Origin of the sequence: Vibrio sp. 3-2(1), from assembly GCF_963887575.1 — a bacterium.
In the GTDB taxonomy this organism is placed as follows: Bacteria; Pseudomonadota; Gammaproteobacteria; order Enterobacterales; family Vibrionaceae; genus Vibrio; species Vibrio anguillarum.
In genome coordinates this window covers 1-18,831 of sequence record NZ_CAWPGB010000063.1, presented here as the reverse complement: position 1 = coordinate 18,831, position 18,831 = coordinate 1, and the positions used below count along the sequence as shown (strand labels likewise).

Genomic DNA, 18,831 nt, shown 5'->3' with positions numbered 1-18,831 from the left:
CGACAAAGAGTTAAGTTGCCATTCGACCAAAGTTTTACATAAAAGTTTACAGTGACCTTTTAGACACTTTTGGACGATAATTTGGCGATGACTGCATAGCTATGCGAGAATATGCAGCAATAAATGGCTAATCGAAGACGATAACTATGCGCAACAATAATGATAAGCAAGATAATCTGGTTCGTGCTTTTAAAAATCTATTAAAAGAAGAACGTTTTGGATCTCAAGGTGACATTGTCGATGCCCTGCGTAATGAAGGGTTTGATAATATCAACCAATCCAAAGTATCTCGCATGCTGACTAAATTTGGCGCGGTACGCACTCGCAACGCAAAAATGGAGATGGTCTACTGCCTTCCTGCTGAACTCGGTGTACCAACCGTATCAAGTTCACTGCGCGAATTAGTGCTAGATATAGATCACAATGCCGCGCTGGTAGTGATTCATACCGGGCCAGGGGCGGCGCAGCTTATTGCTCGGTTACTTGATTCTCTGGGCAAATCAGAAGGCATCTTGGGTGTGGTGGCCGGTGACGATACCATTTTTATCACACCGACACTGAACGTAACGACAAAGCAGCTGTTTGATTCAGTCTGTGATCTGTTTGATTACGCAGGGTAATTTGTCACTAAACGCATTTCATCTCACTCTCTAGTAGAATCACACTGAGTCAAGTTGGCGTGATTCTCTTCACATCTTCAGCAATAAGTTGTCACAGCAGAAAGAGGAATAACTCCTTGATAGGCAAGCTATTGCCATATTTTGGCTCTGACAATGACGCTTATTGATAGCCAATTTCGCTACATTTTTTAACATTCCTGTAATTATGTGTCGATTTTTTGGTATTATTTAGCCACTTTTTCAACATACGGATTGAAAAAGATGCCGTTTCTAGATGAGGAAACTCCCCCGATACCCAAACAACTTGAAGTTGCGGGTAGGCGGCAAGTCAGTCAGTCGTCATAAGCATGGATAATTCTGTGATTGGGGTGAACGAACGTAGCCAACACCACAGCAACTTCAGGTGGGAAGGGTGTAACAACAATTATCTATGGGGTTAATAATGAATAAGGAAGGAAAATTCATGGCATTGAATAAATTGATTAAAGTTGGAATTATTGCAGCAGCGGTCATGGGTACAGGTACGTTAAGCGCACAAGAGTTCATTACGATTGGTACAGGATCCGTCACTGGTGTTTACTACCCGACAGGTGGTGCTATTTGTAAGCTGGTTAATAAAGGGCGTAAAGATCACAACATTCGCTGCTCAGTAGAATCAACGGGCGGATCGATCTACAACGTGAACACGATTCGTGCAGGTGAACTCGATTTCGGTATTGTTCAATCTGACTGGCAGTACCATGGTTATAACGGTACCAGTGAATTTGCCGAGCAAGGCCCGAATAAAAAACTGCGCGCAGTATTTTCCCTTCATACCGAACCTTTTAATATCATTGCCCGCACCGATTCAGGCATTGAAAACGTGGCTGACTTGAAAGGTAAACGTGTCAACATTGGTAACCCAGGTTCTGGTGACAGGGCTACCATGGCAGTGGTGATGGATGCATTTGGTTGGACCAATGACAGCTTCAAACTGGCTTCTGAGCTCAAAGGCTCTGAGCGCTCTCAAGCATTGTGCGACAATAAAATAGATGCCTTTATTTATATGGTTGGCCATCCAAATGGTTCAATCAAAGAAGCAACGACCTCATGCGATGCAAAACTCGTCTCTGCTACTGGCCCTGAAATTGAAAAAATTGTTGCCAATAACCCTTACTACGCTTACAGCACGATTCCTGCTGGCATGTACCGTGGAACAGATAAAGATGTAACCAGTTTTGGTGTGGCTGCGACCTTGGTATCAAGCACTGATGTGTCTGATGAAGTCGCATACAATTTGGTCAAAGCGGTATTTGAAGATTTTGATACCTTTAAACGTCTTCACCCTGCCTTTGCTAACTTGAAAAAAGAAGACATGGTGAAAGCGGGGATCTCCATTCCTCTTCACCCTGGCGCAGAAAAATACTACAAAGAAATCGGTCTGCTAAAATAATTTCGCATCGCGAAAACCAACAATAGCGATACCGAATCAAAGGAGGCTGAACGTCTCCTTTGATTGCCCTTTCAGTCACGAGCGATATGCCCTTTATCCCTTGGCGTTATGGTCAGCGATGATGGCCTGTCCTCTTACGTTTACAACGACTCTCTGGGCACATTTGGGTTTTGAATGATTTAACAACCCACCTTTTGTTCTGTTCCGCAATAGCCCACTTCTCATTAGCAGTGAATTGACCCTGTGACCAACCGAGACGTAGGCAGCCAATAATAAGGATAACGTACATGACGAAGACACTTACTCCGTCAACCGATGTGCAGGAAATGGTAGCGCAATCTGATACCGGCGCAAGAAACCCTCACGGCTTGCCGGGGCGCATTTTGTGGTTTGTCCCACTATGTTGGTCACTATTCCAACTTTGGTATGCTTCACCGCTGCCCTTTATTTTTAACTTTGCCATCTTAAACGATACGCAAGCACGAGCCATTCACCTCACATTCGCTGTCTTTCTCGCCTTTACTGCCTACCCTGCGTTAAAGAACTCACCACGCGATCGCATTCCATTGATTGATTGGATTTTGGCATTGGCGGGCAGTTTCTCTGCTGCTTACATCTATTTATTTTACAATGAGTTGGCTGGTCGCTCTGGTGCGCCAACCTTGATTGATATAGCGGTCTCCGTCACAGGAATGGTGCTATTACTTGAAGCAACACGTCGAGCGTTAGGACCACCGCTAATGTTGGTCGCAGCACTCTTTTTGCTCTACACCTTTGGTGGCCCCTACATGCCGGATGTGATCGCTCATAAAGGAGCGAGCCTAAACAAAGCGATGTCTCATTTATGGCTGACCACTGAAGGGGTTTTTGGGGTGGCTCTTGGGGTTTCCACCTCTTTTGTGTTCTTGTTTGTTCTATTTGGCGCAATGCTTGAACGAGCTGGCGCAGGTTCCTATTTTATCAAAGTAGCCTTTTCACTGCTGGGCCACATGCGAGGCGGTCCCGCGAAAGCAGCGGTTGTAGCCTCAGGCTTATCGGGGCTAGTGTCTGGCTCATCGATTGCAAACGTAGTTACCACCGGTACTTTTACCATTCCCTTGATGAAACGTGTCGGCTTTCCCGGAACAAAGGCGGGCGCTGTTGAAGTAGCCGCTTCCACCAATGGCCAATTAACCCCGCCTATCATGGGTGCTGCCGCATTTTTAATGGTGGAATATGTCGGTATTTCCTATGTTGAAGTGATCCGTGCGGCGCTACTGCCAGCGCTTATCTCTTATATTGCCTTAATTTATATTGTCCATTTGGAAGCCTGCAAAGCAGGAATGAAAGGCCTACCTCGCCGTCATACACCGACATGGGTGCAAAGCTTACTTTCATTTACGGGTACTATTTTAGGGCTTTGCGTTCTCAGCGCTGTTGTTTACTACGGCATTGGTTGGACCAAAGAGGTGTTTGGTGACGCCGCTACTCCAATTGTTACGGTCGCGCTTTTACTGACTTATGTCGCTCTGATTAAAATTTCGTCTCGCTACGCCTCAGAAAGTGCAATGGATATGGATATCCAAGAAGTACCCGACCCTGGGCCGACGGTAAAATCAGGGCTTCATTACCTGCTACCTATTGTGGTGCTAGTATGGTGTTTGACGGTCGAGCGCTTCTCGCCTGGATTATCCGCTTTTTGGGCCACGATATTTATGGTCTTCATTTTGATCACTCAGCGACCAATCATGTCGTTACTCAATAAGAGCAACGATTTGAACACGCAAGTGAAGGCTGGGTTTGTTGATCTTGCCGAAAGCTTGGTTTCGGGCGCACGGAATATGATTGGCATTGGCGTGGCAACCGCAGCCGCAGGAACCGTCGTTGGTGTCGTAACCTTGACTGGCATCGGCTTAGTGATGACCGATTTTGTTGAGTTTATCTCCGGTGGCAGTGTCATACTGATGCTGATTTTTACCGCCGTGATCAGCCTCATTCTTGGTATGGGCTTACCGACCACCGCCAACTACATCGTCGTATCAACCTTAATGGCTCCCGTCATTGTGACACTGGGAGCCGCTCATGGTCTTATCATCCCATTGATTGCCGTACACTTATTTGTGTTCTATTTCGGCATTTTGGCAGATGACACCCCACCAGTTGGCTTGGCGGCATTTGCCGCAGCTGCTATCGCTAAATCAGACCCTATTCGTACAGGTATTCAAGGGTTTGCTTACGATATTCGTACCGCCATTTTGCCCTTTATGTTCGTATTCAACACTCAACTACTGCTAATGGGCATTGATACATGGTGGCACTTAGCGTTAACCATTTTCTCGGCCATTACCGCAATGCTGCTGTTTTCTGCTGCGACTCAAGGTTGGTGGCTCACTCGCAATAAGTGGTGGGAAACCGTCTTGCTGTTGGTGCTGACGTTCTCGTTCTTCCGACCCGGTTTTTGGTGGGACATGATTTATCCTGCGACCGAACTGCACCCAGGCACAGAGATAGCGCAAATTGTAGAAAACCTCGATGTGGGTCAATCGATAGAGCTTATCGTCGCTGGTGAAACCATTGAAGGTGATTACTTGTCAAAAACAGTACTACTCCCTTTTGATGATCAAGCGTCAACGGCAGAACAGCGTATTCAATCAATGGGGCTAACCCTGAAAGAAACCAGTAATCGTATGCTGGTGGATATGATTGAGTTTGGTAGTCCAGCTGAAGCCGCAGGTATAGATTTTGATTGGGAAATCCGCTCAGTTGTGTTGGAAAGCCAACGGCCAATGAAAGAGTGGGTTTTCTTACCTGCATTATTATTAGTGCTGACGCTAGCTTGGAATCAAAAACGCCGTATGAGAACACAAGAAATACGCGCTTAATCAATATGCCTAGCACAAGCTAGGCATATACTTTACGGAAACAAGGTGCTCTAAAGCACCCTATCGTAGATGAGATAATCCATAATGTATAAACACATCCTTGTTCCAGTGGACCTTAATGAAAAAGGCTTTTCTGACAAAGCCGTTGAACTTGCTGTTTGGCACGCGACACATTCCAATGCTGAAATTCATCTTTTAAATGTATTACCTGGTATCCACATGTCGATGGTCGCCACATACTTCCCGAAAGATGCCGCGGCGAAAATGAAAGAAGACGTCAAGCAACAGCTAAAACAGTTTGCTGATCAACATATCGCTGACGAAATAATCTACAAACTGCATGTAGCTGAAGGTAAAGCCTACACCACCATTTTAGATTACGCAGAAAAGCTCGGAGCTGATTTGATTATCATGCCAAGCCATAAACGATCGAAGATCGATAAAGTGATGCTGGGATCGGTGGCCAGTAAAGTAGTGCAAAACTCGCCAATCAATGTACTGGTTGTCAAACCGCAAGGATAGAAACCCTGCATCGTCATAAAAAAGCGCATGAGGCGCTTTTTTTATGCCAACGATAAGCGCCTCAGTTAGGAATTGGCTATCAAACTAATAGGTTCAATTATCTTTACTTGTTGAGAATAATTATCAATAATGTTTACATCAACCCGATAACCGTTTAGGTGAACATTATGAAAAAAACGCTTAGCTTTGCCGCGATCCATTTCAGTATTGCGTTTACCGTCGTTTATCTACTTACGGGCGACATTATTCTTGGTAGTCTGATTGCCATGCTTGAGCCGATGGTCAATACCGTTGCTTTTTACTTTCATGAAAAAGTATGGGCACACTACGCCCCGCTGCGCCGCTACTCACAATCAGCTAAAATTAAAACAGGTAGCTTTGCTGTAGTACACTTTAGTGTTGCATTTAGCGTGGCATATATCATGACAGGAAGTTTTATCATTGGTGGTGTGTTAGCCATGATCGAACCGAGTATTAATACGTGTGCTTACTACTTCTACGAGAAGTTCTGGCAAAAGAGGCATCCGCAAGAATGGTCAGCAATGAAATGCTCTCATTAGCTGTACGTTGATCAGATAGGAAAATGGGTAACACAGAGATCTTCGCTTAACGCGATATGGAAGGATTGCTGCTGACCATCAAGTTGCACCGATAAGGTATACAAATCATTCGGGTTAAGCTGTGTAAGATCTGCGTACTTCGGCGCTTCCACTTGAAATAAAGCACTGGCGTGCTGATGGCGCACATCAATAGGTAACTGATAGCTCATACCATTAAATTTCACCACCGCGGAAACTAATCCTGGTGCGTAGGTTTGATAATGTAAGTGAACCAAAAACTCACAGCCACCACCATAGTGCCAGATTTGCTCAGTAGTAACATGCTCCAAACGAACATGACGAATGCATTGCAGATAAGGCTCTTGCCAAATACCCATTCGCTCATCGTATTTCTTCACCGAGTGGTGTCCCAATGGGCATAATTGCGGTAAATCTTGATCCTCCAGCAACCACTCTTCTTCTTGCTCAACAAACAAAATTTCGAATCGATTGCGGCCAAGTTGCAGCAAAGGCCGAATGTCTTTTTTATACACCGCTTGGCTACCATCACAATCAAATAGTGCCACACCGTTTAAACGTATTTCCGCATAAAAATCGATCCCCTCAAGCACAAGATCAATTGCAGCAAAACCAAGCATCACTTCATCCACCTCAACATCATGCATCAAATGCCACTCTTGCTCGGCAATTTGTGCTTCTGTCATATCGTGAGGTAATACTTGGCTAAGAGGCGCAGGAAAACAAAGATCATCTTGCGGGATCGATAAATCAGTCAACGGTGAAAGCTGCCAAAAGCCAGCAAGAGAAATTCGCATAATAAACTTGAGCTAGATCAATGTTGAGCGATTATATACAAAATAAATAAAGATGTGCTGACAAAAATGATGATTCGTCACTAAAGTGCCCCGCTAGCTTTGCATAGCTAAAAAAATACCAGCCAAAGGGCTGGTATCTCACATCAAGGTAAATAACGCTTAATCACTCTTGGTCGTCTTCATCTTCTTCATCGTCGTATAGAGCATCTTCGCCCTGAACCACCCTTACACTTATTTTGTTTAAATTGGTATGAGAGGGCAGTCATATCAATGCATATCTCACCATTTTCACGTTTTCTTGCAATTGGTCGAAAAAAACCAAAAAAGGTGTGAATTGCCATCTTTGAGATTCTCACCTTTTAGCACGATAGAATCAAGTGAGCGAAACTCATTTTTGGACAAAACTGCGTTATATTAATCACTAAATTAGCTTTTAACGGATTACTTGGGGTATAAAATGAACTTATCCACTACAATAAGCCAAAGATGATGAATAGACGTAGGACACCCGACTTCAGCGTATTCATTGTAGGTAACTTAACGTGAAAACAAGCCGCAATATAAAACGGCTTGATGCTACATAAATAATCCTGTTACGAGTCATAACTACTTTATACGCTAGAAGACGCAGCTATAGTCACATTTTTTCTTCGGTGAAGAGTCAGAATTTCATTGACAAATACAATGTATAGATAAGGCATCAGCACCGCAGATACAAGTATAAAACTAAATTTGTATCGCAAGGGCATTGCCTGCTCACGTACTTGGTCGAAAATCGTCGACCCTGTAAAAACAAAAAATAAGATCGTGTATATTGTCACTAGGTAACCTAAAGTAATGTAGCTTAATGTGAAAAAAGTAAAGACATGTTCCATATTAAATCTCCTTTAAAGATAACTTATTCGCCGTAGTTATTGTCAGACTTAGCTATTTGACCGTAGCCAACTGATAATAAAAATGTATGGCTCAGTTAAAATGCTGATCGCATATATCTACCACTCTGCGAAAGTCCTCTGCCATCCAAGTTGGGTTGGCTTTATTAAGTTCCGTTTCAGAATGAATGCCGTAATTCACAGCAATGGCTTTGCATCCAAGATTGTTCGCCATAAAGATGTCATGTGTGGTATCCCCGACCATCAACGCCTGTTCTTTTGAGGCTTGGAAGTGGTCTAGAATCTTCTGGCCAGATTCAGGAGCTGGTTTTTTCTCTTCAACTTCATCGGCGCAAACAACTACATCAAAGAAATCTGCGATCCCCGCAGCAGTGAGTAACGCGTTTGCACTTCGTGAAAACTTATTGGTAGTAACAGCAAGTTTAAACTGATGATTTTTTAGGTGACTTAACCCATCGAACACACCAGGAAACAAAAGCTGTTTTGCGGCAGGAAGTATTGCCTCTCTAAACTGACGCTGATATTCAGTCACGCATTCCATCACAATCGGGGTATTTTCCGGTTGATTGAGAAGGTGGGAAAACGCTTTTTCTAACGGTAACCCTATCGTATCGCAGATATCCTGATTATCCTTTGTTGGCAATTGCTTAGACGCAAACGTAGCGTTGAATGCGGTGGCAATAGCCTGGGCAGTATCGAACAATGTACCATCTAGGTCGAACATAATGACTGGGGAGTTGTGTTTCATTTATTATTCCTTTACTTTACTCATGAACCCCGATTTCATCGGGGCTCATCGTGATTAGTAGTTCGGTTGCTTGATTAAGTACTGGCGTTTAGCTTCGATCTCTGGTTGATAAACATCCATCGCCCAGTCCTCTGGAACAACTTCCTCCATTGAAACTGAAATCACGTCTTCACTGCATTGAAGCGCGCTTTGAATTGAAGAAGAGATAATGTCGGATAAGTCTTTTTTCTCCTTCAGAGTCAACTCGACAGGAAAGTGCTTGATAGATACGTGTGGCATAGGGATCTCCTTATTACATACCAAATGGGAATTGCTGCATGTCTTCTTGCAACGTTGCACGAACCACTCCGAGGGCTTTCGCGTAAGCGGTTAATGACTTCATGGTGTATTTGGCTCGACTATCAAATTGCTCATCACTAACAGCCTGATCAGATAACAAAAGACTCTCACAATGACGGAAGATCAAATGCTCTGGGATAAAACAGGCGTGATTATTTTTACTACCTGTCATCCGCAACTCACTGATTGGATAAACACCATTAACGCTTGCAGAAACACTAACAAGTAGCACGGGCTTATGGCCCAATTCTTGATTGCTGCAAAGTAGAAGAAAGTTCTTCAAAGCCGGTGTCACCATGCCATGCCATTCTGGCGTCACCAGTACGATGGCATCTGATTGTTGCAGCTCTTGAGCGATAGCTCTCCAATCGTTCCACTGTTCGCTGCCATTCCAAACGCCTTCATTCCAAAGAGGAAAATCTAGAACACTCAAATCCATGATTTGCGTCTCTTGGAATTCTTCCAATCGAGCCAGACGCTGTAAATAAGTAGCTGCCTTTAAGCTGTATGAGTTGCTTCGGTGGCTTCCTGAAATAATACTAAGTTTCATTGTTTAATCTCTTATCGTTGTGTAGATGTCACTGGTGCTTGAGTTAGCTCACTCGGTTGTTTTTCTGGTTTCGGGCGAGCCATATAGACAGAGACAATGATGGCTACCGAACCAACAATTTGTAGCTGAGTAAACGACTGACCAAGGAAGATATACCCCAGAAAACAAGCAGAGACTGAGCTAAGAAAACCAAGAAACGACGTCGTAACCGGGTTTAACTTTTCAATACCACGGAACCAAACAAAGTAACCAAATACTCCACCGATCAGACTTAAATACGTATAACCTGTAATATTTAGAGCCGTCATTGCGAGAGGAAAATCCTCGTACCAAAGAGCAATCGGCAACAGCATCAAACCTCCCAGAGTCAACTGCCAGCCCGTAAAACCAAGTAAAGACATGTTTTTCGGACGTCCCCAATGTTTGGTCAGTAAAATACCTAATGCCATACTGCATGTGCCTATTAAACCGATAAAAACTCCCCACCAATTCAATTCAACCGCACTGTTCAGAACTAATAGACTAATACCAGCAACGCCCACTACCGCGGAGGCGATATGAGTTGCGCTTAGTTTGTTTTGAAAGAAAACCACCCCCAATCCCATAACAATGAGCGGTTGAATCGACATAACTAGAGCTGCGAGGCCACCAGGTAAGTAGTACGCTGCTGCAAACAAGCAATAGAAAAACAACCCAATATTAAGTAGCCCAAGCACTGCGATTTTCCCCCACCAAATGCCACTTGGCCGAATCTTGCAAAACAACAGTAGAACCAATCCCGCACCAAGTGCCCGAATAACAGAGGCTAATAAAGGTAAGTCTTTAGGCAGCAGCTCTGTTGTGACGATATACGTACTACCCCATACAATGGGAGCCAGTGCTGTAAGAGCTACATTCATCAAAGTTTGATATTTATTCATAGCTTTGTACCGGGTATGTACCGAAATAACGGTCTCCAAAATCTCCAATGCCAGGTCGCATGAACGCTTCATCATTCATGGTCTCTTCGATAGATGCGGTGATCAGTTGAACGGAAGGATATGTGGTCATTAACCGATCCAGCCCTGCGGGAGACGCCAGAAAATTCACTACAATAATATTTTCGATAGAAACGCCCTGATCCAGCAGTACATCGATCGCTTTAAGCAACGAACCACCCGTTGCAAGCATAGGTTCAAACAAGAACACGGTTTTTTGTGCGATCTCTGAAGGAAAGTGAGAATAGAAATATTCTGGTAATTTGGTGACTTTATCTCTTTGAATCAGGATCTTGCCGATAGGTTGCTCTGGAAACATCTGCTTAAACTCACGCTCCATACTTTCGCCTGCACGAATAACGGAGACGCCACAGAGGCCTTTTGATAGCATTTTTCCCAGATACACATCACCAATCGGTGTCGTGACATGCTGCTCTGAATAATCCAGCAATTCTGATGCTTTAATCAACAACTGACGAATAACCTGATTACTAAAATGCGTGAATGTACTTAAGTCAGAGTGCTTGTTGCGGATTTTAGTATGCAGATAGGCAAGATAGGAGGTATGGGGTAAAACATGTACATTTCCTTGAAGACACATAGTACTTTTCCTTTTAGTGCTTGTTACTGACAAGATTGGTGGTAGAATGTCTTTAGCTTTTTAGTGAGTATCTTTCTAGCAAGATACAAAACAAACGATACCTACGGAAAATCTTTTTTTCAAGTATCTTTTCAAAAATTATTTTAAGGAGTAAAAATGCAATACGATCATGTAGACCGGTTGTTGGTACAGTGGCAACATCAACGACCAGATCTAGACTGCTCACCAATGGGTGTCATTGGCCGCTTAAGTCGAATGAGTCGAATCGTTGACAAAAAATTAAATAATACATTTAAAAACAACAATTTAAGCTCGATAGAGTTCGATATCCTAGCCACGTTGAGACGCTTTAACGAACCGATGACCCCCACCGAACTGTATCAGACACTGATGCTATCCTCCGGTGCAATGAGTACGCGTATTGAGCAGTTAGTGAAACGGGAGTTGATTGAACGTATCGCAAGCCCAGAAGACCGAAGAAGCTGTAGTGTCGTACTAACAAAAGAAGGTAAATCATTGGTAGATAAGGTTATTGAGGAGCATGTCATCAATGAAAAGGCCATCCTTGACCCACTTACTGACGAACAACGTGAGCAATTGGCTAGCCTACTTAGAACCTGGCTGTTGACAAACGAATCTTAATTTCTCAAGCCTGCAGTTTTGCAGGTTTTTTTACCCCAACTCAATATCCCAAACACAAGTATCTCAATAAAAAGATACTTGTATTAATGCAACTCTGTGGTATCTTACTTCCTGAAATGCTAATTACATATAGGGAAATTAACTTGCTATGAGTACTTTATTAGATCAACTTGAGACTCTTCCGGAGCTAGATTCAGAGCTCCTCACCATCATCCAGCAGCCATGCTTATTCACTATGCTTGACTCTCAAGTGGAGATGTATCCTGAGCATATTGCGGTCCAAGATTGTGATTCATCTATTGATTACGCGACGTTTAAGGCATTGGTGACATATAATGCACAGCTTATCAATCAGCATATCAACGCCGATGAGCCATGCATTGGTCTTTACTGTGACCCGTCATTAGAGATGATAACGGGCGCATGGAGTATTCTTGCATCCGAGCACGCGTACCTGCCTCTGGCACCTGAATATCCAGAAGAGCGAATAAGGTATATGGTTGCCGATTCTGGTGTTCGAGTGATCCTCACTCAACCGCACCTAAAATCCCAGTTAGAGTCCATTATTCCGCGAGATGTCACTGTATTGACACAAGCTGAGTTGCAAGGCCTAGACCAGAGTGACACTATACATACGGTTGAGCACAGTGTTCCCGATGATAATCAGCTGGCCTACATCATCTATACCTCAGGCAGCTCAGGTAAACCTAAGGGTGTAATGGTGACCTACGCCAATATCTCTCATCAAATAGCCTTTATGAAAGAACAGTTTAATTTCAATCAGCATGATCGGATCCTTCAAAAGACTCCAGCCAGCTTTGATGCCGCTCAGTGGGAAATTCTCGCGCCAGCATTTGGTAGCCAAGTCGTGGTCGGCCCGAAAGATTGCTACCGCGATCCAGATGCCATGATTGATACTTTGCTAAATCATGATATTTCTATACTACAGTGTGTACCGACGCTCCTTCAGGCATTGGTGGATCACCCGCTATTTACTGATTGTCTTCGCTTGAACAAGGTATTTAGTGGTGGTGAAACATTAACTCGCAAGCTGGCTGGTGAATTCTTGCAATGTTTGCCTCATGCAGAATTGACTAACCTGTACGGACCAACTGAATGTACGATCAACTCTTCTACATTTACTCTATCTCTCGATGCGTTGGCCAATTACCCAGACGCCATTTCGATTGGTAAGCCTGTCGCGAACACCTTGTACCATGTATTGCGAGAAGATGGTCAGCCAGCACGAGTCGGTGAAATCGGTGAATTGCATATTTCCGGCGTACAAGTTGCGAAAGGCTACTATCAACGCCCTGATATGACGAATGAAAAGTTCATTGCTAATCCAAGAGCCTATTTACCAGGTCATGGAGTGATGTATAAAACCGGAGATCTTGTGAAACAAGATATTCAGGGCTATACACACTTTGTCGGCAGAGCCGATAGCCAAATAAAACTCCGTGGGTACCGCGTTGAACTCGATGAAATACGCTTGGCGATAGAGAATCATCAATGGGTTAAAACGGCCGCTATGGTGGTCAAAAATGATCCACGTACTGGTCACCAGAACTTAATCGCTTGCGTAGAGCTCGATGAAAGACAAGCAGCCCTGATGGATCAAGGCAATCATGATAGTCATCATCAATCAAAATCCAATAAGCTTCAGGTAAAAGCACAACTATCGAACTCCGGATGTCGCGATCTGAACCACTGTGATGCCATTGATATTCTTCCATTACCGGGAAAAACAGCAACAGCCACTCAACGAGCGAACGCCTTTGGCCGAAAAACGTACCGTTTTTTTGAAGGCGAAACCCCCATGTCAAAAGCAATGCTGTTGAGTGTATTGGAACGCCAACCTACGCCTGTTCAACATTCACGTGATGTTGAGACTCTTTCCCTTTCTACGTTTGGTCGCCTCATAAGAAACTTTGGCCAGTTCATTAGTGAAGAGCGTCTGCTTCCAAAATACGCGTACGCATCGCCAGGTGCCTTATACGCGACGCAAATGTATTTTGAGATCCGTGGACTGCTCGGGATTACACCAGGGATTTACTATTATCATCCTGCAGAACATTGCTTGATCAAAATTCATACCCTGCCAACAGCACATGTTCCTACGCTGAATGTTCACTTCATCGGAAAATGGAGTGCTATCGAGCCTGTATATAAAAACAATCTGTTAGAAGTACTGGAGATGGAAACTGGTCATATGTTGGGTTTATTTGATGAATTACTGCCCGAACATGGCCTCTCGCTACTTAAAGACCAATCGATTGAACAGGACAAGTTACCGGCTTGGTATGATGGGGAAAGTGAAGACATTTACAGCGGTAGCTATCGATTTGAACCCTACCGAGTCACTCATCAACCAACCAGTCCGCAATACCTTGTACACATACATGACGATAAAGTAGGGGGACTGCTACCCGGCCTTTATCAATATCAAGATGGAGACCTACATTGGTTAACTGACCAGATGTTGCAAAAGAATGATGTCATTGCTATCAACCAGAAAGTCTTCGAACGCTCAAGTTTTGGTATCAGTCTTGTGTGTAATGACGAAAACATAGATGACCACTATATCAACCTAGGTCGTGCACTTCACCGCTTGCAAAGCAACACGTCACGAATTGGGATCATGTCTTCGGGGTACAGTTCTAAAACCAATAATGATCTGCCATCCGCAATCAAAATGCGAACCATCTTAGCCGAGCATAGCCAACCGATGAAGTGTCTTTACTTTGCTGTCGGCGGACCTATTAGCGAAGCTCAGTATACGAGTGAAGGCATGAATGAAGATCGAGTCCATATGCAGGGACCAACGGAAATACTCAAAGACGAACTGGCCTTATTACTGCCACAGTACATGATTCCAAACAAAGTTCTGCTACTGAATAAACTGCCGCAGACAGCCAATGGAAAGGTCGACTATATTGCTCTATCCCAGTTAGACGAACTCAAGCAGATTAATGCTAATCGAGCACTCGAGCCACTCACTACAGAGACAGAACAGAAAATCGGTGAGATTTGGTGCCGTATAATGAAATGGGAGTCTGTTTCTGCCACAGACAACTTCTTTGAGTCTGGCGGAAACTCTCTAACGGCAGTGGCTCTCGTCAACCGTATAAACAGTCATTTTGGTATCAAAATGCCGCTGCAGGCTTTGTTCCATGCACCAAGTGTCAGCGGTTTGGCTCATTGGATTGATAATAATTCATCAGCACAAGACCCATGTTCAAGATTAGTCCATCTAAACCAAAATCTTCACAATCCAGTATTCTGCTGGCCCGGTCTTGGTGGCTATCCGCTTAATCTAAAGCACCTTGCTAATGAGTTGTTCACCGAGCGAGCTTTCTACGGCGTTCAGGCTGAAGGAATTAATGCCAATGAAATACCACTCGGGTCGATAAGTGACATGGCCAAAGCAGACATCCAACAAATAAAAAAAGTTCAACCTGAAGGTCCCTATACACTTGGGGGATACTCCTTTGGTGCTCGAGTAGCGTTTGAAGCCGCCGCACAGTTGGAAGCCATGGGCGAAACTGTTGAGGCACTCTACCTACTGGCTCCCGGAGCTCCGATCACACAGTTGGAAAGAGAGCAAAAATTTAAGCATAACGCCAGCTTCAAAAATCCAGTATTTCTGGCCATTTTGTTCTCTGTGTTTGCTCACAAAGTAGAAGGTCGCCTGATGGAGCGGTGTCTTGAACTGTGTCATTCAGAGCAAGACTTTGTCGCATTCATCTGTGAACGATTCCCTATGTTGGAGCCCGATTTAGTCAAACGTATTATTCGTATCGTCACTATGACGTATGGTTTTAGTTATCAGTTCGAGGAGTTAAAAAATCGCTGCTTAAACGCACCAGTTACCATTGTTAAGGCACAAGATGATCATTATTCATTCCTTGAAAAAGCAACAACCTTTAGCAGAGAAAGACCAACCTATGTTGAGCTAGATGCCGACCACTATCAGGTCCTAAAAGCCATCGGAGTGCAGGAGCTCAAACAAAAACTGTGGGCCAACAACCAAGAACAACAAAAAAAGTAGGATGAAGAAAATGATTACACTTGAATTTCACCCAGAAGTAAAAGCAGCACTTAAAGCAGGTCAAGCCGTTGTTGCACTGGAATCCAATGTGATTACTCATGGGTTAGACTATCCTGATAACGTCTACACGGCTCTTAAGGTGGAAGACGCCGTGCGTGAATCTGGTGCCATCCCTGCAACAATCGGCATCGATAATGGCGTGGTGTTGGTAGGCATGAATCGCGAACAGATCGAGCGCTTTGCTTCAACCCCAAATATTCCGAAAGTCTCGAGCAGAGACCTACCTTTTGTTTTGGCTTCAGGAAAAATGGGAGCAACAACCGTAGCGTCATCCCTTGTTATCGCCGAACTTGCAGGCATTTTATTTTTCAGTTCTGCAGGGATAGGAGGTGTTCATCGTGGAGCTGAAACCTCGATGGATATATCTTCGGATTTGATTCAATTTACACGTTCCAAAGTGGCCATCGTCTGTGCCGGAGCAAAAAATATTCTCGATATCGGCCTGACTCTGGAATATTTAGAAACCCAATGCGTACCAGTGGTGTCATACCGATCTGACGATTTTCCAGCGTTTTATTGTCAGAGCAGTGGACACAAAAGCCCAGTAAGAATGGATCATGCAGATGAGATAGCCAGAGCCATTGAAATCAACCGCTCTCTCCCTGGATCCGGTGGCTTACTGATTACAACGCCAACCCGAGATGACGATGCTATCGATAGCCAGGATATCCAGCTGTTGATTCAAGACGCTGTAGCGAGAGCAAAACGAGAGGGAGTAACAGGAAACTCGGTGACCAAGTTCATAATGAAAGCGATCGAAAAAGCCACTGATGGGCGTTCTGCTGAAGCAAATCAAGCAGTGCTGATTAATACCGCTCGAGTAGCAGGAGAACTCGCGGTGGCACACCACCGCCATTATCCACAGAAATAACCCTGCTCAAATTCCCTTATGACACCATTTGGCCTGAAGTCACTTCTCAATGAGAGGTTGCTCTCTGACCTTCAGGCCACAGAAACATTAAAACACATCGACAAGGAAAATACGCTGTGAAAACAACAGATCCTGCCTGCACTGGAGACGATTGTGCGATGCGCCTTTATCATCAGTTTAGAAACATTATCAACTACATCAACGATCTAGAAAGGACAGAGCTCAAGCATCATCGAATCCCCCCTAACGTATTTACGATTCTTGACGTTTTACAACAGCATAGCACCAAGGGATATCTCACACCCTCTGAGATTGCATACTACACAGGAGTAACTACCGGGACGATCACGGGACGCTTGGACTCGCTAGAGCGCAAAGAATTAACTGTACGTTATGCTGATCCGGTTGACCGTCGAAGCATCAGAGTTCAACTGACAGAAAAAGGTCAGGAGCGAACACTTCTATATCGAAAAGACCTGAATCAGATTTGTAAACGTACTTTCTGTTCTCTCAACCAAGCAGAACTCAAGAGTATTCTATCCAAAATTTCAATTGGCTCTAGTCACAATAGCTCATATTCACCAAAATTAACGCGAAATTAAACAACTTTTTGGCCAACATCAAAAACTTGGTTCGTTTCTGGAAAAACCGTTATCCACGAACTGAAAGAGGCTCTCGGTACAATGACATCATCAATACCAGACACCTCACTAACCTTAGTTGGTTCTTTGGTTACGTTAGAAGTCAACTCCAAAACGGACCAACAACTTGTCGTGAGAAGGGAGTCACCTCAATGCAGCTACATATTTTTTTCACCAAATGCCCTTTCGAACTGGAGAAATGTTTAGATTCCACTGAATACCAGCGCTTCAATCGATTTCAGTTTGAAAAAGAACGGAGCGAATACGCTTTTGCACATAGCTTTAAACGCCATATACTAAGTCAGAATTACCCAGAAAAGGACAAAATGACATGGCAGTTCTTTACAAATAAGAACGGTAAGCCATTTGTAAAAGAACCATTATCATTTAACTTAAGTCATAGCTCGGGAGCAGTCGCCTTAGCTGTTCTAAAGGGAAATAACCAACTCAACATAGGTATCGATATTGAGGTCTATAAAAAAAGGGAGGATATTGCGGGACTCACAAAGAGCGTATTGCACCGAACAGAAAGGAACCACTTAACGACTACACCGAATATAAATCAAGGATTTCTTAAAATATGGACAGCCAAGGAATCCCTACTCAAGGCAGTTGGCTGTGGGCTAGATGATAGACTAAACACCATAAACTGTGCAGCGAGTTTAGATGACAAACCGTATATACAACACTGGCGAGGAAAGAACTACAAGATAAAAACCATTTGTCTAGGCTGGGGAGCTCTCAGTGTTTGCTGGCAAAGTGATATACCAATCAAGGATATTAGTTTCATAAAAATCGACAACATGGGATTTTATACTTCGATAAAGTCTTAACTACCTAATTCAAAAAATAAGGCGTACTGGATAAAGTTTGTATTGCATGAAATAGTTCCATTTGTATGCAGCGACGTAGGGAACGATTTATAGGAATATCTTCAGCATTCCCAAGGTATATATTGTACTCGTAATCATTAAGAGAGCTTATCGTTACCCCGTATTTAGGTTGATAAACATAGGTAATTTTCGCTGTGTGGGTTGTTATATCAATTAAGCCATCAGCCAAAGCAGCTAAAGTCGTTGGTGATTGGTCAATTCCGCTAATTTCTAAGGATATCTTTATTGTACTTCCTAACTTGTCACCTCCTAATCCATCCCCAAAAGACTTAGGAATCGGTCTAGGTCAGATAAGGAGGGGTCCAAAACAAGTCTGAGTGAGAAGAGGAAATTACTCTTGCCAACTTTATATTCTCCCACAATCACCATATTTCTATCTGTTTTGATTTCCAATTCACGGAAATTGCGGAAGTTTTCAATTCTAACTTTTGAAATATGCACTTTGGGTATCCTAAGCATCTGGGCTGCTAGATCGCCAAAATATTATCGGATAAAAGTAAATAAACACTATATCCCTAGACTTAGGGTAATCCAGCAATTAATCAACTAAGCACATAGTGATTAATTATTAAAATTGGGGCAAGTACGGTCTTCTGAAGGTGTGATGAGTATTAGCTCTAAATGATTTTGGGGCGTGCGACGTGAGGTCGTATGAAGCGCTGTTCACCGCTTAATGTGTGAACCATCTGTATCACCAGATGAACCTAGGACTCTGAATAAAGTAGCGAGTCTGACAATGTAACGAAGACTGGTCA

Annotated in this window: 17 protein-coding genes; 10 read left to right on the top strand and 7 right to left on the bottom strand. The window is 43.6% G+C overall.

What is annotated here, in order from left to right:
• Positions 1 to 146 precede the first annotated feature (146 nt).
• The 5 genes from argR (at position 147) to AACQ79_RS15620 (ending at position 5,995) form a co-directional block, all read left to right on the top strand.
• The gene (argR, locus tag AACQ79_RS15640) at positions 147 to 620 is read left to right on the top strand and encodes a transcriptional regulator ArgR (protein ID WP_013857844.1); all 474 of its coding nucleotides are present in this window, start codon (positions 147 to 149) and stop codon (positions 618 to 620) included.
• Between the two features lie 463 nt (positions 621 to 1,083).
• Positions 1,084 to 2,052 (top strand): TAXI family TRAP transporter solute-binding subunit, encoded by a 969-nt coding sequence (locus tag AACQ79_RS15635; protein ID WP_094166180.1) that lies wholly within the window; start codon positions 1,084 to 1,086, stop codon positions 2,050 to 2,052.
• 287 nt (positions 2,053 to 2,339) lie between these two features.
• Positions 2,340 to 4,913 carry a TRAP transporter permease gene (locus tag AACQ79_RS15630; protein WP_013857846.1) on the top strand — a complete coding sequence of 858 codons (2,574 nt, stop codon included), beginning with the start codon at positions 2,340 to 2,342 and terminating at the stop codon, positions 4,911 to 4,913.
• A gap of 84 nt (positions 4,914 to 4,997) precedes the next feature.
• Positions 4,998 to 5,435, top strand: coding sequence for a universal stress protein (locus AACQ79_RS15625; protein WP_013857847.1), 438 nt, complete (start codon positions 4,998 to 5,000; stop codon positions 5,433 to 5,435).
• A 167-nt stretch (positions 5,436 to 5,602) separates the two neighbouring features.
• Positions 5,603 to 5,995 (top strand): DUF2061 domain-containing protein, encoded by a 393-nt coding sequence (locus AACQ79_RS15620; RefSeq protein ID WP_029388185.1) that lies wholly within the window; start codon positions 5,603 to 5,605, stop codon positions 5,993 to 5,995.
• A gap of 11 nt (positions 5,996 to 6,006) precedes the next feature.
• Here AACQ79_RS15620 and AACQ79_RS15615 read toward each other — a convergent pair whose 3' ends face one another.
• From AACQ79_RS15615 to upp, 6 genes are all read right to left on the bottom strand, one after another.
• Positions 6,007 to 6,810, bottom strand: coding sequence for a glycosyl hydrolase 2 galactose-binding domain-containing protein (locus tag AACQ79_RS15615; protein WP_013857849.1), 804 nt, complete (start codon positions 6,808 to 6,810; stop codon positions 6,007 to 6,009).
• A gap of 966 nt (positions 6,811 to 7,776) precedes the next feature.
• A complete protein-coding gene (locus AACQ79_RS15610; protein ID WP_154167520.1) occupies positions 7,777 to 8,451 on the bottom strand; it encodes an HAD family hydrolase in 675 nt (224 codons plus the stop codon).
• A 54-nt stretch (positions 8,452 to 8,505) separates the two neighbouring features.
• Entirely contained in the window at positions 8,506 to 8,730 is a 225-nt protein-coding gene (locus AACQ79_RS15605) for a tautomerase family protein (RefSeq protein WP_154167518.1), read from the bottom strand.
• A gap of 13 nt (positions 8,731 to 8,743) precedes the next feature.
• Positions 8,744 to 9,340: an NADPH-dependent FMN reductase gene (locus AACQ79_RS15600; protein ID WP_170899351.1), complete on the bottom strand. Its 597-nt coding sequence runs from the start codon at positions 9,338 to 9,340 to the stop codon at positions 8,744 to 8,746.
• Positions 9,341 to 9,351: 11 nt separating this feature from the next.
• Positions 9,352 to 10,260 (bottom strand): EamA family transporter, encoded by a 909-nt coding sequence (locus tag AACQ79_RS15595; protein WP_170899350.1) that lies wholly within the window; start codon positions 10,258 to 10,260, stop codon positions 9,352 to 9,354.
• Positions 10,253 to 10,918: a uracil phosphoribosyltransferase gene (gene upp / locus AACQ79_RS15590; protein ID WP_170899349.1), complete on the bottom strand. Its 666-nt coding sequence runs from the start codon at positions 10,916 to 10,918 to the stop codon at positions 10,253 to 10,255. Before upp ends, AACQ79_RS15595 begins: the two co-directional genes overlap by 8 nt.
• Before the next feature lie 156 nt (positions 10,919 to 11,074).
• On the opposite strand from upp, the gene AACQ79_RS15585 reads away from it, so the two are divergent.
• The 5 genes from AACQ79_RS15585 to AACQ79_RS15565 all read left to right on the top strand — a co-directional run bounded on the left by AACQ79_RS15585 (position 11,075) and on the right by AACQ79_RS15565 (position 18,016).
• On the top strand, positions 11,075 to 11,560 hold the full coding sequence (locus AACQ79_RS15585; protein ID WP_170899348.1) for a MarR family winged helix-turn-helix transcriptional regulator: 486 nt from the start codon (positions 11,075 to 11,077) through the stop codon (positions 11,558 to 11,560).
• Between the two features lie 148 nt (positions 11,561 to 11,708).
• Entirely contained in the window at positions 11,709 to 15,611 is a 3,903-nt protein-coding gene (locus tag AACQ79_RS15580) for an amino acid adenylation domain-containing protein (RefSeq protein ID WP_170899347.1), read from the top strand.
• Between the two features lie 10 nt (positions 15,612 to 15,621).
• Positions 15,622 to 16,542 carry a pseudouridine-5'-phosphate glycosidase gene (locus AACQ79_RS15575; protein ID WP_212756399.1) on the top strand — a complete coding sequence of 307 codons (921 nt, stop codon included), beginning with the start codon at positions 15,622 to 15,624 and terminating at the stop codon, positions 16,540 to 16,542.
• Positions 16,543 to 16,658: 116 nt separating this feature from the next.
• Positions 16,659 to 17,144: a MarR family winged helix-turn-helix transcriptional regulator gene (locus AACQ79_RS15570; protein ID WP_154167501.1), complete on the top strand. Its 486-nt coding sequence runs from the start codon at positions 16,659 to 16,661 to the stop codon at positions 17,142 to 17,144.
• Between the two features lie 191 nt (positions 17,145 to 17,335).
• Positions 17,336 to 18,016 (top strand): 4'-phosphopantetheinyl transferase family protein, encoded by a 681-nt coding sequence (locus AACQ79_RS15565; protein ID WP_154167498.1) that lies wholly within the window; start codon positions 17,336 to 17,338, stop codon positions 18,014 to 18,016.
• A 309-nt stretch (positions 18,017 to 18,325) separates the two neighbouring features.
• On the opposite strand, the gene AACQ79_RS15560 is transcribed toward AACQ79_RS15565, so the two are convergent.
• On the bottom strand, positions 18,326 to 18,535 hold the full coding sequence (locus tag AACQ79_RS15560) for an AAA family ATPase (RefSeq protein ID WP_249339207.1): 210 nt from the start codon (positions 18,533 to 18,535) through the stop codon (positions 18,326 to 18,328).
• Positions 18,536 to 18,831 lie beyond the last annotated feature (296 nt).

Coding starts and splice junctions, on each gene's coding strand:
- argR (WP_013857844.1), top strand. CDS start 147: ATGCGCAACAATAATGATAAGCAAGATAATCTGGTTCGTGCTTTTAAA.
- AACQ79_RS15635 (WP_094166180.1), top strand. CDS start 1,084: ATGGCATTGAATAAATTGATTAAAGTTGGAATTATTGCAGCAGCGGTC.
- AACQ79_RS15630 (WP_013857846.1), top strand. CDS start 2,340: ATGACGAAGACACTTACTCCGTCAACCGATGTGCAGGAAATGGTAGCG.
- AACQ79_RS15625 (WP_013857847.1), top strand. CDS start 4,998: ATGTATAAACACATCCTTGTTCCAGTGGACCTTAATGAAAAAGGCTTT.
- AACQ79_RS15620 (WP_029388185.1), top strand. CDS start 5,603: ATGAAAAAAACGCTTAGCTTTGCCGCGATCCATTTCAGTATTGCGTTT.
- AACQ79_RS15615 (WP_013857849.1), bottom strand. CDS start 6,810: ATGCGAATTTCTCTTGCTGGCTTTTGGCAGCTTTCACCGTTGACTGAT.
- AACQ79_RS15610 (WP_154167520.1), bottom strand. CDS start 8,451: ATGAAACACAACTCCCCAGTCATTATGTTCGACCTAGATGGTACATTG.
- AACQ79_RS15605 (WP_154167518.1), bottom strand. CDS start 8,730: ATGCCACACGTATCTATCAAGCACTTTCCTGTCGAGTTGACTCTGAAG.
- AACQ79_RS15600 (WP_170899351.1), bottom strand. CDS start 9,340: ATGAAACTTAGTATTATTTCAGGAAGCCACCGAAGCAACTCATACAGC.
- AACQ79_RS15595 (WP_170899350.1), bottom strand. CDS start 10,260: ATGAATAAATATCAAACTTTGATGAATGTAGCTCTTACAGCACTGGCT.
- upp (WP_170899349.1), bottom strand. CDS start 10,918: ATGTGTCTTCAAGGAAATGTACATGTTTTACCCCATACCTCCTATCTT.
- AACQ79_RS15585 (WP_170899348.1), top strand. CDS start 11,075: ATGCAATACGATCATGTAGACCGGTTGTTGGTACAGTGGCAACATCAA.
- AACQ79_RS15580 (WP_170899347.1), top strand. CDS start 11,709: ATGAGTACTTTATTAGATCAACTTGAGACTCTTCCGGAGCTAGATTCA.
- AACQ79_RS15575 (WP_212756399.1), top strand. CDS start 15,622: ATGATTACACTTGAATTTCACCCAGAAGTAAAAGCAGCACTTAAAGCA.
- AACQ79_RS15565 (WP_154167498.1), top strand. CDS start 17,336: ATGCAGCTACATATTTTTTTCACCAAATGCCCTTTCGAACTGGAGAAA.
- AACQ79_RS15560 (WP_249339207.1), bottom strand. CDS start 18,535: ATGCTTAGGATACCCAAAGTGCATATTTCAAAAGTTAGAATTGAAAAC.